This window comes from Corynebacterium sp. HMSC076C10, from assembly GCF_001812455.1.
GTDB classification, from domain to species: Bacteria; Actinomycetota; Actinomycetes; order Mycobacteriales; family Mycobacteriaceae; genus Corynebacterium; species Corynebacterium jeikeium_D.
On sequence record NZ_KV809152.1, the window covers coordinates 21,613 to 37,855 of the forward strand.

At 56.9% G+C, this 16,243-nt stretch carries 10 protein-coding genes; 4 read left to right on the forward strand and 6 right to left on the reverse strand.

What is annotated here, in order from left to right; translation table 11 throughout:
- Positions 1–48 precede the first annotated feature (48 nt).
- The 4 genes from HMPREF2857_RS10970 to HMPREF2857_RS07675 all read right to left on the reverse strand — a co-directional run bounded on the left by HMPREF2857_RS10970 (position 49) and on the right by HMPREF2857_RS07675 (position 4,732).
- Positions 49–1,050 (reverse strand): DNA cytosine methyltransferase, encoded by a 1,002-nt coding sequence (locus HMPREF2857_RS10970; protein ID WP_083310538.1) that lies wholly within the window; start codon positions 1,048–1,050, stop codon positions 49–51.
- A 164-nt stretch (positions 1,051–1,214) separates the two neighbouring features.
- Positions 1,215–2,144 (reverse strand): NaeI family type II restriction endonuclease, encoded by a 930-nt coding sequence (locus tag HMPREF2857_RS07665; protein WP_070643436.1) that lies wholly within the window; start codon positions 2,142–2,144, stop codon positions 1,215–1,217.
- 110 nt (positions 2,145–2,254) lie between these two features.
- Positions 2,255–3,394 (reverse strand): trypsin-like serine protease, encoded by a 1,140-nt coding sequence (locus tag HMPREF2857_RS07670; RefSeq protein ID WP_246819660.1) that lies wholly within the window; start codon positions 3,392–3,394, stop codon positions 2,255–2,257.
- Between the two features lie 255 nt (positions 3,395–3,649).
- Positions 3,650–4,732: a S1 family peptidase gene (locus HMPREF2857_RS07675; protein ID WP_246819661.1), complete on the reverse strand. Its 1,083-nt coding sequence runs from the start codon at positions 4,730–4,732 to the stop codon at positions 3,650–3,652.
- A gap of 277 nt (positions 4,733–5,009) precedes the next feature.
- Here HMPREF2857_RS07675 and HMPREF2857_RS07680 point away from each other — a divergent pair, with 277 nt between their 5' ends.
- On the forward strand, positions 5,010–5,564 hold the full coding sequence (locus HMPREF2857_RS07680; protein WP_070643445.1) for a hypothetical protein: 555 nt from the start codon (positions 5,010–5,012) through the stop codon (positions 5,562–5,564).
- A gap of 28 nt (positions 5,565–5,592) precedes the next feature.
- Here HMPREF2857_RS07680 and HMPREF2857_RS07685 read toward each other — a convergent pair whose 3' ends face one another.
- Positions 5,593–6,426: a hypothetical protein gene (locus HMPREF2857_RS07685; protein WP_070643448.1), complete on the reverse strand. Its 834-nt coding sequence runs from the start codon at positions 6,424–6,426 to the stop codon at positions 5,593–5,595.
- A gap of 198 nt (positions 6,427–6,624) precedes the next feature.
- Positions 6,625–7,437, reverse strand: coding sequence for a (2Fe-2S)-binding protein (locus HMPREF2857_RS07690; RefSeq protein ID WP_070643455.1), 813 nt, complete (start codon positions 7,435–7,437; stop codon positions 6,625–6,627).
- A gap of 186 nt (positions 7,438–7,623) precedes the next feature.
- Here HMPREF2857_RS07690 and HMPREF2857_RS07695 point away from each other — a divergent pair, with 186 nt between their 5' ends.
- The 3 genes from HMPREF2857_RS07695 (at position 7,624) to HMPREF2857_RS07705 (ending at position 16,151) form a co-directional block, all read left to right on the forward strand.
- Positions 7,624–8,442 (forward strand): hypothetical protein, encoded by an 819-nt coding sequence (locus HMPREF2857_RS07695; protein ID WP_224783718.1) that lies wholly within the window; start codon positions 7,624–7,626, stop codon positions 8,440–8,442.
- Between the two features lie 91 nt (positions 8,443–8,533).
- Complete coding sequence (locus tag HMPREF2857_RS07700) at positions 8,534–12,379, forward strand: ABC transporter ATP-binding protein (RefSeq protein WP_246819663.1); 3,846 nt, start codon at positions 8,534–8,536, stop codon at positions 12,377–12,379.
- A 103-nt stretch (positions 12,380–12,482) separates the two neighbouring features.
- Positions 12,483–16,151, forward strand: coding sequence for a multifunctional oxoglutarate decarboxylase/oxoglutarate dehydrogenase thiamine pyrophosphate-binding subunit/dihydrolipoyllysine-residue succinyltransferase subunit (locus HMPREF2857_RS07705; protein WP_070643453.1), 3,669 nt, complete (start codon positions 12,483–12,485; stop codon positions 16,149–16,151).
- Positions 16,152–16,243 lie beyond the last annotated feature (92 nt).

A 16,243-nucleotide genomic window follows, 5' to 3' on the forward strand; every position in this document is an offset into this window, starting at 1 on the left:
ACGGTCCTTTCTAGCTCAGTTGACCGATTTCGATAAAAGAATCGACTTTTATACAGCTATGACCTCTTGAATCGGCACCTGTGCTGTGTTTTTATTTAGTGCATTTGAAATCGAAGTTCCCAATGCTCTTGCCACAGGCGGCGGAAATGCATTTCCGACCTGTCTCCAGGCAGCAGTTTTCTTTCCAGAAATTTTCCACTCCGGCGGAAAACCTTGAATTAGAGCTCCCATAGCAACTGTAAGCCGTGGAGGTTGATCCACTGGATCATCAGCGGCAGGCGGATACTCCGCAATTGACGACCCCTTAACCCCTAGCTTGGCCCACGCTTCTCTTGCACGCGAAGGACCGACATCTGGGCCACCATGCTTCTTAGATCCGCCAACGAGAGTCGGCGCAATTTTATTCGCACGAGCTGCCCAACTTTCCGCTCCTGGCCACCCCTGCGAAGCCATCTCCGCGTATAGCGTTTCACCTACTGTCGGGGCTTCACCTTGCGGTTCAGGCCAGTGGAAAAATGGAGCATACTCCTGTTTCACAGCTACCAACACAAAACGAGGACGAAGTTGCGGAACACCGTGTTCCGAAGCATAAATTAATCGCCAATGTGGTTCATATCCAAGACGAAAGAGTTCGTTAAGAACAGACTCTCGGTAATTCTTAAACCGTGGTTGCGACAACCCTTTCACGTTCTCCAAAAGCACTGCTTTCGGGTCGGCCGAAGCGATAATCTCAAGCGCTTTTGGGAAAAGATCTCGCTCGTCATCGGCCCCGAGCTGCTTTCCGGCAATTGAAAACGGTGGGCAAGGCACACCCCCAGCCACTAGATCTACGCCTTTGAAATCCGCACCGTTTAAGTTGAGGACATCGTCCTCGCGAACGTTCCAACGCTGTTTTGCTGCAACGAGATCGTTGTCCCTATTCAAACGCAGCGTATTACAGGCATCTCGGTCGTTCTCTACTGTGCATACATGATAGAAACCGGCTTGCTCAAGCCCCAAAGCTTGGCCACCAGCACCGGCGCAAATCTCTAGCGATGTGAATCCACTCATCTCTAACGCCACCTCCTACATCGCCAACCAATGGTTCTTCGAACTGGAAGCTACCCGATGCTCAGGATCCACCACGAGACATAATTCGAACATCCATTCGATATCGTGCTTAATGACGCTTCCTACCCTACTACCCCGACTGATTTTACGGTCAACATACCCGATCAGAATGAAATAGGCGCCTGTACCACTGGGTCAGTGCTCGTAGCTACTCGCCAAGACTGACCGTCAATTTCCACAGCGCCCCGCCCACGATGAGAATTACCAACCGACACAACTCTCAGCGCAATCAACTCATCGGAACGCAGTTTCACACCAGCCAACTGCTCCGCGATTTCCATCTGCCGCATATACTTTCCGGTTAGGATAATTATGCCTTCAGCAGCCAGAGCTGTTCGCGCACCGCCATTGCCACGCACACGCTTCATGTAGTCGCGTTGTTTCGCCACCGTTGCAATATCTTCTCGATTGATGACCAATCCGAGCGCCTGCCGGAAAAACTCGTTAACTCGCTTTTGCCCAGATTGATTGGCGAAGATCTTCTCGCGAGCACCTTCCGACAAATGAAGCAATCGATTTACGGGCAGCGGAGCGTCATCAAAGATCCAATCAATTCCAGATCGAGCTGCCTGAGTAAACGTCCGCTTCCGGTCACGATTCCCGCCTTTCGTCAATTTGTCCGACGAAGCTCGCTCAACACAAACGCTGAAACAGGAATCCTCATCAGAGGAATGCAGTCCAATAATAATCTCGTTTTCGGCTTCTACCGGGATCATCCACGATCCCTTATTCATGGAAAACTTGCAGTCTACGTCGGTTCCAGCGATCCGATAATCAAGATGTTTCTGTATGCCGTCATCGATGATCTCCGCAAACTCATGACGGATAGCGATTTCGATCAATGTTCCAAAATGGGTCTTCTCAGTCTTGTAAAGCTGTTCCCAGCGGTAACGTCCTGTTTTCTGGCCGTTATAGAGCAAGTAATAGGTTTCCCTAAAAACCTTTGCAAACCGATCCCCTTCTGGATCAGCATCACGAATTAGTGCCTTGACCTTTTCGACCTCTGAATCGGCAGCATTGGTTATCTTTTGCATAGTTAAGGACCTTAAGCCACAAACCCCCTACCCCGCCACTGTGGCGGAATAGGGGGTTGGACGGAGCGTCGTAAAGCGAACGCCCTATCTACGAGACTGCGGTGACCTGATTAGAACAGGCTCGGCAGGTTCGCCTGCGAGGAGAGGTTGCTGACAGGCTGTGTTGCCTGAGCGGTCGCACCAGACAGCTCCGGAATCGGCAGCTCCGGGAGAGATGGGCTCTCCGAGATAATGTCGGCAATCTCCGGTGGGACCTCGACGCCCTCTGGAAGCAGCTCGCCGATCGGACCCAAATCCGGCTCTTCCTGCGGGACGTGCTGCTTGGTGTACTGGGAGTCCTCGTCAATCGTGCGGAACTCGGACTGCGGTTCGGTGGAGGTCTCTACCTTGAAGCGCTCGTTGACCTGGCCGTCCGGGATGTCGTACTGCTCTTCAAGAGCAACGTCAATCGGCTGGAAGCGGCTCAGCGGGCCGATACCCATGGAGTTAACGCCGATGGCCTCGCGAGTCTCCGGGTTGTAAGCGTTTCCACCCGAATCGCCGTGGTCAATCGGAGCGATGGCCCAGACACCGTTGCGGACACGGAACACCTGGAAGCCGCAGCCGCGGCCGGTACGGGAACCGTCGGTGCACACGGGCTCACCGAGGTTGTCGAAGGAAATCTCCATCGGCTCGAGAGTGCGCTTGTCCTCGATACCGACGATCTGAACCGGCTCGCCGTGGACGTTGCCGAACTCATCAACAGAGTGGGACATAGAGGTGGTCTTGATGTCGTCCTGAACCTCAATGATGCCGTAGTCACCGCTATTGAAGAGGTCGTTGAAGAACTCCGGCATAGTGGTGTTTTCGTCGAAGTCACCCTCTTCCGGCATGATATCGGTGCCCATGTAGTCCTTGTTGACCAGCTTGTCGCCGTCCTTGGTTGGGATGAAGAACTGGCCGGTGACCTCTTCGCCGGTTTCAGTATCCTTCGCCACAACACAGTGACCGGCAGTCATGATGACACGATGCGAAACGCCATTCTGATCCACAACGGTGCCGGGAACTCCCAGAGAGCACATCGGGGACTGAACATGCCGTCCGTCGATGTTCTTACTGCTCGGGAACGGCATTCGCAACGGCGAGCCCGGGCCGATGACAACATCCGAGTTTGCCGGTGCAGCCTCAGCTACCGCGATTCCGGGCACAAAGCCACCCGCAGCTACCGACAGTGCAGCCGTGAGTGTGGCGACCTTCTTTGAACTGGCCATAGTGTGCGATACTCCATTTCTGTACAGAAAACTTGTCCCACTCAGTGTATTAGGGACACCTTTACAAAGCTCTCCAAAAATGGAACCTAGGGTGAAATTCTCAGTCGAGGAACCGTTCATTCGCCTTCACGGCACGCGCATTACACATCAAAAGGTTTGTTCAACAGCAATGCAAGAGCCAGAACCATCCGCCTTGGATGATTCTGGCTCTCTTAACGGTTCGGGGGTGATTTTTGTCAGATTCTCAGACTGGTGCTAGCCCTCAAAGCTTGGAAGCTGGATTTCTGCCAATTGAGGCAGCTCAAACGGCTGTGACGATTGTGGCAATTGGGGCGATTGTGGCAGTTCAGGGAGCTGCGGTGACTGCGGCAGCTGGTCCACAAGATCAGCTAACTGCGGTACAGAACCTTCCTGAGAATCCTGCGAATCCTGCGCCCGGGCATACTCCTGATCCGCCGCCATATCCTCGTTGAGGGTGCGATAGGTGGAGTCGCGCTGAGCCGTGGAATCCGGTACCTCGAAGTGGTCGTTTACTTGACCGTCGGGAATGCCATATGCCTCCTGAATGGCAATATCTGCGGGCATCACACGCGAGACCGGACCGAAGGTCATCGAATTTACGCCAATAACTTCGTTAGTGGTCGGATCGTAGGCATTTCCGCCCGAGTCACCGTGGTCAACGCCGATACCAACCGTCCAAATGCCGTTTCGAGCCCGGAATACCTGATAGCCACAGGCACGTCCGGTACGCATGCCGTCCTTACAGATAGGTTTGCCAAAATTATCGAAGGAGACCTCGCCACGCGGCAGGTCTTCATTGTCCTGAATGCCAGTCATCGCTACAGGCTCCCCGTAGCTCTGACCATTTTCATCGATGGAGTGACTTGCGCCGGTAGTTTCTACGTCCGGATCAAGGTTGATTACTCCATAGTCTGCACCATTAAAGGCCGCCGGCAACGACTCCAGTCCGGCATCTTCCTGCGGCACTTCCCAACGGTGAGCACCTGTCGTACCAATGCGCTTATCGCCTTCGGTGGTTGGCACATACACCTCACCGGTAACGATTGGCAGACCCACATCCGGAGCATCATTCACACAGTGCCCTGCGGTCAACATGACCCGATGCTTTTCCCCATTGCGGTCCGTCACCGTTCCCGGAACACCCGCCGAACACATCGGCGAGTTGACATTTCGGTGCCCATCCCACGGGCTTCCCTCCATGGGAGTTCGAATCGGGTCACCCGGACCAACCACGACAGCATGTGCCGCGACCGGGGCTGCTAAGGACAAAAGTGCTGCGAAAGCCGATACCGCCATTCGACTTCTTGCGTGCTTCATTGAGACGAATCTTTCAAATTTTTAGTTTTCCTTTAGGACCATCCCCCACACTAATCCACCACCCCACCCCCAGAAATAGCGTTTTCTCAGACTCTTGGACTTTTACAAAAGTCGTTATCGAATCGTTTCCACAACCCCACATGTCCCTGCAATAACACCAGGCACCTAGCCAATTGACTACCCCCACTTGGGTAGCCAATTGATGCTAAACATATCTCGAACATTAGTTCTATATGTTCGAAAATGCGAGTCCGGGGTGTTCGATAACTTGTGAGCCATGAACACAGCAGACGAGTTTCCCATTCATCGCCGCCTAGCTCTTCCCCCACTATCCGCTACCTACCGTGCAGAATGTTTCGAAGACCTCGACCTCATCCGCACAATCCTCTGCCACCCCACCATCGCCCGTAGGCATTCGCCCGGCGCGCTAGATCACACCTTCTCGCTTCCCGACGGGCCTGTGGTCACCGTCCGCGCGTCACGGATAGCGCTTCCTCGCGCACTGGTCTCCCAGCTTGCCGACGTGCACGCGGAATACTTCATCCTGAAGGATGAGCCCATGTTCATGTACTCCGTTTCCGTCAAGGTGGAATCCTCATCGGAGGTAGTCCTCCGCGGAATTGGCGGTTCGAATCGGACGCGGGAAGAAACCCGCCGACGTACTCGGGCTGTGGCTGAGGCACTCCATCGTGCGCAGGACTGCAGCAAGATACACGAAAACGGCACTGACCTCGCACTCCCCGGGCGCCGTTATAGCTGGATTGGCACCAGGGACGCGCGGCCACTGCCGTGTCCTAACGAGCTCTTTTCTTCTCGCCCATCAGCGGCTTAGCACTGGTCACAGTGCTGCCACAGTACGGCTACTCGCTGTCGTCGCCTTCTTCGTCGTCCTCGTCGTCATAGTCGCCATCGTCATAGAGGTCATCATCGTCGTCATCGTCATCATCTTCCCCGTCCAAGGAGGCAACGTGATCAGAGTAGATATACTCCGCGTACCCGTCATCGACGGGTGCCAGCTGATCTTCCCATTCCTCTGCGCGGTCTACCACGAGCGCAAGGACATCCATCAGCTTGTCAAAGTCCTTGAAGGTGCCCAGCGTCAGAACCTCATTGCGCAAGGTCTGGATGTCAGAGTAGAGGTCAGCGAACATCTTGCGACGGTCATCATCGGTGAGAACCGTTTCGGTGTCCGAGTCCCAGAACTCTGCGATGGCCTGGTCGACAATGTCGTCCAAGTTCGCGTCCTGAGAGATGAAGCGGACGTGTGCGCTGGGCTCGTTGTTGTGGGCAGTTACCAAAACCTGGACCAACGAGGAGGTACCAACTTCGGAGGTGACCAAGGTTGCCTCTTCGGGGTCCTGTTCAAACTCCAGGTCAGCAATGCGGTCATCATCACCATCGAGCAGAGTGCGCAGCAGGCCAACAACCTGGTCAGTAGCTACATGGTGGGCGACTGCCGCGACGGCGTCTTCGACGGAGAATACAGCGGAGACCAGAACAGCTTCGAACTCATCGTCCTCATCATCCACATCGGCAGCGGCTACGTAAACTTCGGCAGCCGGGATGTCCTCATCAATGGTGACGAACTGAACCTCCAGGTCAGAGGTAATGGGAACGAAGAGGGTGTCATCGTTGACACGGCTTTCAATGCCCTCGCGGTCCAGTGCCGCAGCAATCTGCTCGAAAAAGCTCATGGGTGGAATCCTCCCTTGAAAGATAATTGGCCTCTACCCGCAGCCAATCGTAGCGACAAACGCGCAATCATGGGGTGGCTCATGCCCCCGGCAATTGCTGCGAAAGATCGCGCCGGCAGCGTGCGTGCTGCTGCAAAGCCGCCAACGCGGTCGGTTGAGGAGCAGGCCGCCAGCTGTCGATTCTCGAAAACAGAGCGCTCAGTAGCGTGCCCAGAGTTGATGGCGTTCCTCACGAGAACGTTTTGGACAGGAGACACACAGATCGGCATCTGGGCTGTGATAAATCATGCAGCAAGTAGCTCTCTCCAGGTGAGTAACTACATCGAAGTCCGGTTCTTCTCCCGATTCAGCAGCGGCTTCATCCCAGGGGCGCACCTCGCCTCCGCAGGAATCCATGAAACGAGGATGAGGGACCCGATGTACTCGCTGTATTCCCTCAACGACATGTTTGCCAATAAGCGCTCCGCGCCAGGGCTCCATCAGCTCATTACCGGCGGATATTGCGGCGTTAGCTACGGCGTCGGCAGCCACGGCCCAAAGAGGGGCAGGCTTGATTTCCCCGACTTCTCCAACAACCTGAGCCAACGGCTCCAAGAAATGAGCCAGTGCTTCGCCGGAATCCTTCAGCTCATCCGCATCCTCAGCGGAAATGCTTTCAAACTGTTGAGCTTGGAACCCAACCCAATAGTCATCTCGAAGAAATGTGAGCCAAGAAGACCACTGCCACACTGGAACTCGATCGGACGCCAACACGCATGCCAGCGATGGCCCTACCAATGCTCCGCACATGGACCACCACCACAACTGGGCCTGAAAACGGGTATCCACCTCAACCTCGGGCATGGGAAACAGCTTTCTCCCAGCCTCAATTCCGGCGGCTACAGCTTCGGTAGAAAGGTGCCACTCCGCAGCGCCGTCGTGAGGCGTGACATCTGCGGAAAACCGAGGAAAGTCCGCCAAAAGCTGGGAGTACTCGGGAGGCAATGCGGCACCCCGCGTGACATCGTTCACCAGTCTCATCCTTCTATCGACTGTGTTAATCGCCGTACACCTGTCTATTTTTCCACCGACTACGGAATTTCCCCACAGCTCAGTAGTGTTTATATGGGCATATGGCTCTCAACGGACCCGTTTAGGAGGTCTACTACTTTGTTCCAAAAGACGAAGAAGGATTCAACTCGCACAGTAACTGATGCGGTGAACTCAACCCCCGAAGCGATCGAACGTGATGCCGGAAAACTGGGAACCCTTCTTATCCAAACCCTGGATAAGACCATGAGCTGGCAGTCGTCTGCCATCACCGGGTACGTCAGTTCCCTACACAAGCGCAAAAAAGATGAAACTCCGGCGCAGGTACAGGAACGTATTGATTCCCACTACCTCAACCTGGTCACCGGCACCGGTGGTGCCGCCGGCGGCAGCGCGGTTCTCCCCGGCGTCGGCATGATTACGGGCTTGGCTGCGGTTACCGGTGAATCTCTGCTGTTTCTGGAAGCATCAGCCTGGTACACACTGGCCTCAGCGACCCTGCGCAATATTGACATCACCGATCCGCAACGCCGTCGCACGCTGATTCTTGCGGCCATGAGTGGTTCTGAGGGGACAGCTATTATGGCCTCTCTTCTTGGCGAGGAATCGCTGCGGAAGCAGACCAAAACTTCCGTGAATTCTCTACTGCCACGGCTTGGCGTTCCGCAGCTGGGTGCAGCAAACCGCCTGCTGATTCGCGAGGCACGCAAGCGCTTGATGAAGAACGCTCGTCTGGCCATCATCGGTAAGATTTTGCCATTTGGAATTGGCGCCGTGGTTGGGGCCTCCGCCAACCGCAAGCTCGGTGGCATTCTTATCAGCTCCACTCGCGCATCTCTGGGCCCGCTTCCCCAGGATTGGTCGGACTTTGAACGAAAGCTACCGGCTAAATCCAACACCTCGGAGGACTCGAAGAAGGACTCAAAGTCATCGAGGTTCTCTATTCCCTCGGCGCTGAAGTGGCCGAAGAAAAAGAAGAATAAGTAGTTCCTCTTACCCCGATTACCCTTCAGCAACGTTTTTCAATGGAAGAGCGGTACCCACCATGGCCCAGAGCAAACCCCTCAGAACCTCTCCCATGAAGTTCTTGTGGAAACAGTCTCTTCACAGGCCACTACCGCTCTATGGTGTCATTGTTGTAGCGCTAATCGTTGTCGGGCTAGAGTCCGTACTTCCGCTTCTCACTAGAGATGCCATTGATGTGGCAACGGGCTCTTCCGATGGCGGTGTCCCCGCGCGCCTACTGCCTTCCCTAACTCCCCTGCAGGCAGTCATTTCCGTCTTTCTGGCCATCGCGTTAGTACGCTTCGTCGCCCAGGTGGGGCGCAGATTCTTCTCCGGCAAACTCTCCATTGATGTTCAGCACGACCTGCGACTAAAGATCCTTCGCTCCCTACAAAACCTCGATGGTCCAGCACAAGACCGAGTCAACACCGGCCAGGTCGTGTCACGGTCAATTTCCGACCTCCAGGCAGTGTCCGGACTACTGGCGATGTTGCCGTTGACACTGGGATCCGTCGTCAAGCTGTTCATCACTATCGGCATCATGCTCGCCCTCTCGCTGCCCCTGACACTGGTCGGCCTCGCCGTCGTGCCAGCGATTGTCTACATTGCGGTGAATTCGCGTGACAAACTCCATGCCGCAACCTGGGCTGCCCAACAGCAAGCAGGCGAGATCGCCGGACAAGTCGAGGAAACCGTTTCCGGCATTCGCGTTGTCAAGGCGTTTGCGCAGGGTGACAACGAAGTTGCGAGGATGGAGCGTAACTCGTCGCTGCTCTATTCCCTACGCCTGCGAGCGGCAAAACTCAGCGCTCGATTCCAACCGGCGCTGCAGTCGTTGCCGCAACTGTCCCTCGTCGGAAATATCGCAGTCGGTGGCTGGCTCGCGATTAACGGACACATCACCCTAGGCACGTTCGTGGCGTTTGCCACGTATCTCACCAGCCTGACTGCCCTGTCGCGTCTGGTCTCCAACATGGTCATCTCGATACAGCTGACGTCGGCAAGCATCGACCGCATTTCCGATGTCATCGACGCCCGACCAGACAACCCCGAACCCACCGACGCGCTCCCCCTCCCCAACGGTCCTGTTGGCATCAGCTTCAACCACGTCACCCACAGCCGTGGCGGACGCACGCTTATCGACGATGTCTCATTCTCCGTCGCGCCAGGGGCGACCTTAGCGTTGATTGGCCCACCGGGGTCCGGAAAGACTATCGCCACGGAGTTACTCGGCCGTCACTATCTGCCGGATTCGGGAACTATCACTATCGATGCGCCCAGCCACAGCACATCCACAGATACGGCGCGCATTCTCTCCAGCGACGTATATGACGCTATAACTGTCGTTCCGGACACTCCTTATCTATTTGCGGGCACGTTGCGTGAGAACATCGCATTCGCCAATCCCGCGGCGTCCCAGGAAGAGATTAACGCCGCAGCGACCGCCGCCCAGGTCAACTTCGTCGACGATCTGCCTCAGGGGTGGGACACAGCCATCGGCGAGCGCGGGCATAATCTCTCCGGCGGACAAGCTCAACGCGTCGCGTTAGCACGGGCATTCCTCGCCCGTCCTCGAGTTTTGGTTCTCGACGACGCGACCTCAGCAATCGATGCTGCAACAGAGTTAGAAATCTTCAACGCGCTGACCTCGCAGCTAGCGGAAACGACTATCGTCATCGTGGCGCATCGATCTTCCACTCTCGAGCAGGCGGACCACATCGCCATTTTCGAAGACGGTGCCATCACTGGCATTGGCACCAAGGCCGAACTGATTACTTCTCATCCGCGCTTCACCGAGCTGATGGACATCGACCAGAGCGCCTACCCCGAAATCGAAAACCTCGTTCTCGACCCCATTGGCAGTGAGGACCCCAACCCCGAGGAACTCTGGCCCGACGAAACCGCGCCAACCTCCGACAACTCCACGCCAGACACCGCTGCGCGGCTTCCCGGAGGTGCCACTTCTCAAATGAGCCGCGGGGTTGGCCGAGCCGGAGGAGGTCCAGGCGGTCCAGGTGGACCCGGTGGTCCAGGTGGCCGCGGCGGCGGTCGTGGTGGCATGGGGGCGGCTCTCGCCAATGCTCCTGCGACGCCTGAGCTTCTCGAGCGTGTGCGAAACCTCCCACCCGCTACCGAAAAACCGCGTGTGCCCGCTGCGGCACTCGACAACTCCGAGCTTTTTTCTCTGCGCCGGCTGCTCTCCTATGTCCGTGGCCTATTTATAAGTGTCATTGCGCTACTCGCCCTCATTGCCGTCGCCGATCTGGCGTTCCCCATGCTCGTGCGCTACGCCATTGACCACGGCATCAGTGAGCACAATGAGGCCGTGCTGTGGGCCTGCGCCGCAGGTGGCTTGGCGACGGTCCTCATCAGTTGGCTTGCCGTAGCCACAAATGCTGTTATTACTGCGCGCACTGGTGAGCGGCTGCTCTATGCCCTGCGTGTGCGCTGCTACCGTCACCTGCAGTCGCTTGGCATTAACTACTTCGAGGCCAATCGCTCGGGCGCCATCATGACGAGGATGACAACCGACATCGACGCGCTGTCCTCTTTCCTGCAAACGGGACTGGCAGAAGGGGCTATCGCCGCGTTTACTCTGCTCGGTGTCACAGCGCTGTTGCTTGCCACACAGGTGTCACTCGCCGCAGTGGCGTTGGCATCGCTTCCCATCATTGTGGTGTCCACTCTGGTATTCCGCCGGATCTCCTCGCGCCTATACAAGGCTGCGCGAGAGCAGCTCTCCTTGGTCAACGCTGATTTTCAGGAGACTATTGGTGGGCTTCGCGAGATTCAGATGTACCACCGCGTCGCCGATATCGAATCTTCCTTTGCCGAGGAATCCAACAAGTACCGCGCAATTCGTCAGAGAGCACAGCTGGCCGTGGCTCTATTCTTCCCCGGCATCAACTTCGTCTCTGAGTTGGCAACAGCCGCGGTATTGGCTGTCGGTGCCCAACAGGTTGCTTCGGGAACCACGACACCCGGCGTACTCGTCGCCTTCACGCTGTACCTAGGAATGCTCTTTGGCCCGATTCAGCAGCTGTCCCATGTTTTCGACGGCTACCAGCAGGCGAAGGTCGGCCTCAATCACATTGATGACCTCCTACAGACCGCCCCCATGCCAGATCACGGCACTACTGACGGCGCGTCCCGCGCAGCTGCTGGCGACCTGCGCTTAGACAAGGTAACTTTCTCCTACCCCGCCGCCGACTCTGAGCACGAACGCCCGCAGGTTCTCGATGCTCTCGATTTGCAGATTCCTGCCGGAGAAACAGTCGCAATTGTCGGATCCACCGGCGCCGGAAAATCAACAATCATTAAGTTGTTTGCTCGGTTCTACGATCCAGTTGACGGTGTGGTGCGAGCCTCCGAAACTGACATCCGCGACTTCCCTCTTAACGATTGGCGACGCACCCTCGGCTATGTCCCCCAAGAATCACACCTGTTTTCGGGGACAGTAGCAACAAATATTTCCTACGGTCTACCGGACAGCAGTCATGCTGAAATTCAGCAGGCCGCGAAAAACGTCGGTGCCCTCAGCACCATTGCCAGCCTGCCCGGTGGCTTCCACCACCCCGTCGGCCCAGATGGCCGAGGGCTCTCCTCCGGACAGCGTCAGCTCATCGCACTCGCTCGTGCCGAAATGATGCGTCCTGAACTGCTGCTTCTCGACGAAGCCACCGCGACACTCGACCCTGCAACAGAGTCGGCAATCCTTGAAGCCACTGACCGTGCGTCGCGTCAACGCTCGGCAATTATTGTGGCCCACCGCCTGGCTACGGCGGCTCGGGCCAACCGGATTTTGGTACTTGACCACGGGCGTATTGTCGAAGACGGCTCCCATGATGAACTTCTAGCGGCGGGTGGCCAATACGCAGAGCTCTGGAGCAAGTACCATATGGGGAGCGCGACGGTGTAGTAATTCAGAATTTTCGTTATCCTTGAATGACACTTTGACGCTTGCGCTAATTAGAATAAACGTGAGTTAGTAAAACTAAGACGAAAAGAGGCGAGTACCTGCCGTGAGCAGCGACATGAGCTTCGGCCAGAACGAATGGCTGGTCGACGAGATGTACCAGCAATTCCAGAAGGATCCACAGTCTGTGGGTCAGGAATGGCGCGAATTCTTCGCAACCCACACCCCGTCCCAAAAGGGCGAGGACCTTTCCAATATGGCAAAGCCAGCAGCAGCCACGAAGGAGGAAGCTAAGGCAACCGGACGTCGTGAATCCAAGGGGGTCGAACCCACTAAGACCCCGAACAAGCCGGCGTCCCCGAAGCCAAAGAAGTCCCCAATGGATGCAGCAGCCAAGGTTTCGGCTGTTGAATCCGGCGAGGAGCCTCTGAAGGGCGTCGCACGAGCTATCGCTAAGAACATGGATGTCTCCCTGGAGATGCCGACCGCTACGTCGGTTCGCGATATGCCGGCACGTCTGATGTTTGAAAACCGCACCTTGGTTAACAATCATCTGGCACGCGCTCGCGGCGGCAAGATCTCCTTCACCCACATCATTGGTTACGCCATGGTGAAGGCTGTCATGCTCCACCCGGACATGAACAACAACTACAAGGTGGTTGACGGCAAGCCAGTTCTGGTTACCCCGGAGCACATTAACCTCGGCCTGGCCATTGATATGCCAGCTAAGGACGGCTCTCGTTCGCTCGTAGTTGCTGCTATCCGCGAGTGTGAAACCCTGACCTTCAAGCAGTTCGTCGACGCCTACGAGGACATCGTCGTTCGTGCTCGCCACGGCAAGCTGACCGGTAAGGACTTCCAGGGCGTCACCATTTCCCTGACCAACCCGGGCGGTATCGGTACTCGCCACTCCGTCCCGCGCCTTACCAAGGGGCAGGGCGCGATTATCGGTGTCGGCTCCATGGATTACCCGGCTGAGTTCGCCGGTGCTTCCGCGGACCGTCTGGCAGAGATGGGCATCGGCAAGCTGGTGACCATCACCTCTACTTACGATCACCGCATTATCCAGGGTGCAGAGTCCGGTGAGTTCCTGCGCACGATGAGCAATCTGCTTGTCGACGACAAGTTCTGGGACCACATTTTCCAGACCATGCATGTTCCTTACACCCCAATCCGTTGGGCGCAGGATCTGCCGAACACGGGTATTGACAAGAACACCCGCGTCATGCGTCTGATTGAGGCCTACCGTTCCCGCGGTCACTTGCTGGCTGACATTGACCCGCTGCGTTCTGACCAGCCAAATACTTCTGCTCCGAACCACGCTGACCTCGATATTGAGGAACACGGTCTGACCCTGTGGGATCTGGACCGTACCTTCAACGTCGGTGGTTTCGGCGGCAAGGAGACGATGACGCTGCGCGAAGTTCTCTCGCGCCTGCAGAACGCATACTGCCTCAAGGTCGGTTCCGAGTACGCTCACATCCTCGACCGCGAAGAGCGCGAGTGGCTGGAAGAGCGCATTGAGGGCGGCCAGCCAAAGCCGTCCCACGCTGAGCAGAAGTACATTCTGCAGAAGCTGAACGCCGCTGAGGCATTCGAGAACTTCCTGCAGACCAAGTACGTCGGCCAGAAGCGCTTCTCCCTTGAGGGCGCAGAGTCGCTGATTCCGCTGATGGACTCCGCCATTGACACCGCTGCTGGTGCTGGCCTGGATGAGGTCGTCATCGGTATGCCACACCGCGGTCGACTGAATGTGCTCGCAAACATCGTCGGCAAGCCACTGCGCCAGATCTTCACCGAGTTCGAAGGCAACATCGACCCGGCACAGGTCGGCGGTTCTGGTGACGTCAAGTACCACCTGGGTACTACTGGCCGTCACATCCAGATGTTCGGCGAGGGCGAGATTGACGTCACCCTGACTGCGAACCCGTCCCACCTCGAGGCCGTCAACCCGGTCGTTGAGGGTCTTGCTCGTGCACGCCAGGACAAGATCAACAAGGGCGAAGAGGGCTACTCCGTCATGCCGCTGCTGCTGCACGGTGACGCATCCTTCGCCGGCCTGGGCATTGTCCAGGAGACCCTGAACCTCATGTCCCTGCGTGGTTACAAGGTCGGCGGTACCGTCCACATCGTGGTGAACAATCAGATTGGCTTCACCACTTCGCCGGACTCCGGTCGTTCCTCCTACTACGCAACCGACATCGCCAAGGCATACGGCTGCCCGGTCTTCCACGTCAACGGTGACGACCCGGAGGCTGTCGTCTGGGTCGGCCAGCTGGCTGTTGAGTACCGTAACCGCTACGGCAAGGACGTCTTCATCGACCTGGTCTGCTACCGCAAGCGCGGCCACAACGAGGCCGATGACCCGTCCATGACTCAGCCGCTGATGTACAAGATCATCGACGAGAAGGAAAGCGTTCGTGCTCAGTACACCGAGGACCTCATCGGTCGCGGTGACATCTCCGAGGAAGAGTACGAAGCAGTACGCCGAGACTTCCACGACCAGATGGAAGCGGTCTTCAACGAGGTTCGCGCAGCTCAGGACGCAAAGCCGGGCGAGCAGACCGGTATCGCCGGTTCTCAGCCGCTGCCGCACGGTCTCAAGACCGGCATCGACAAGGCTGAAATCGTCGAGATTGGTCAGTCCTACGTCAACCTCCCTGAGGGCTTCAAGATTCACCCGCGTGTTGCGCCGGTCGCTAAGAAGCGCGCGGAGATGACTCAGGAAGGTGGCATCGACTGGGGTATGGCCGAGCTGCTGGCAATCGGCTCCTTCACCGGCGCTGGCATCGACGTCCGCTTCGCAGGTGAGGATGTCCGCCGCGGTACCTTTACCTCTCGCCATGCAGTTCTGATTGACTCCGAGGACGGTTCGGAATACAACCCGATCGACGCCTACGGTAAGTCCAAGAACGGCGGCCGCTTCATGATCTACAACTCGGCTCTGACCGAGTACGCAGGCATGGGCTTCGAGTACGGCTACACCCTGGGTAACCCGGACGCAGCAGTGTTCTGGGAAGCACAGTTCGGTGACTTCGCCAACGGCGCTCAGACCACCATTGACCAGTACGTTTCCTCCGGCGAGGCCAAGTGGGGTCAGACCTCCAAGCTGATCCTGCTGCTACCGCACGGCTACGAGGGCATGGGCCCGGACCACTCTTCGGCACGTATCGAGCGCTTCCTGCAGCTGGCAGCCGAGGGCTCCTACACCGTTGCTCAGCCGTCCGAGCCGGCTAACTACTTCCACCTGCTGCGTCGCCACGTCCTGTCCGACCTGCACCGTCCGCTGGTTGTGTTCTCGCCGAAGTCGATGCTGCGCAACAAGATGGCAGCGTCTGCTGTCGAGGACTTCACCAACCCGAACAAGTTCCGCTCAGTCATCGATGACCCGAACTTCGAGTCCAAGGACAAGTCCGGCATCAAGACCCTGCTGCTCTGCTCCGGCAAGATCTACTGGGAGCTGGAGAAGAAGCGTAAGAAGGACAAGCGCGACGATCTTGCAATCGCTCGCCTGGAGATGCTGCACCCGCTGCCGCACAACCGCCTCCGCGACATCTTCGAGTCCTACCCGGATCTTGAGGAAGTCCGCTGGGTTCAGGATGAGCCGGCTAACCAGGGTCCGTGGCCATTCCTGGCACTGAACCTCCCAGAGGTTCTGCCGGATATGCCGAAGCTGACCCGCGTTTCCCGCCGTGCACAGTCCTCCACCGCAACTGGTGTGGCTAAGGTCCACCAGATTGAGGAGAAGGCTCTGCTGGAAGAGGCTCTCAAGTAGGTCTCATTGACTGGTCTTCACCAGTTAGCGTGTAAACGCTAAGGGGCTCCAACCGAACTGAACTGCTCCCCATTAGTTGGACTGAGAAATCA

Coding starts and splice junctions, on each gene's coding strand:
- HMPREF2857_RS10970 (WP_083310538.1), bottom strand. CDS start 1,050: ATGAGTGGATTCACATCGCTAGAGATTTGCGCCGGTGCTGGTGGCCAA.
- HMPREF2857_RS07665 (WP_070643436.1), bottom strand. CDS start 2,144: ATGCAAAAGATAACCAATGCTGCCGATTCAGAGGTCGAAAAGGTCAAG.
- HMPREF2857_RS07670 (WP_246819660.1), bottom strand. CDS start 3,394: ATGGCCAGTTCAAAGAAGGTCGCCACACTCACGGCTGCACTGTCGGTA.
- HMPREF2857_RS07675 (WP_246819661.1), bottom strand. CDS start 4,732: ATGAAGCACGCAAGAAGTCGAATGGCGGTATCGGCTTTCGCAGCACTT.
- HMPREF2857_RS07680 (WP_070643445.1), top strand. CDS start 5,010: ATGAACACAGCAGACGAGTTTCCCATTCATCGCCGCCTAGCTCTTCCC.
- HMPREF2857_RS07685 (WP_070643448.1), bottom strand. CDS start 6,426: ATGAGCTTTTTCGAGCAGATTGCTGCGGCACTGGACCGCGAGGGCATT.
- HMPREF2857_RS07700 (WP_246819663.1), top strand. CDS start 8,534: ATGAAGTTCTTGTGGAAACAGTCTCTTCACAGGCCACTACCGCTCTAT.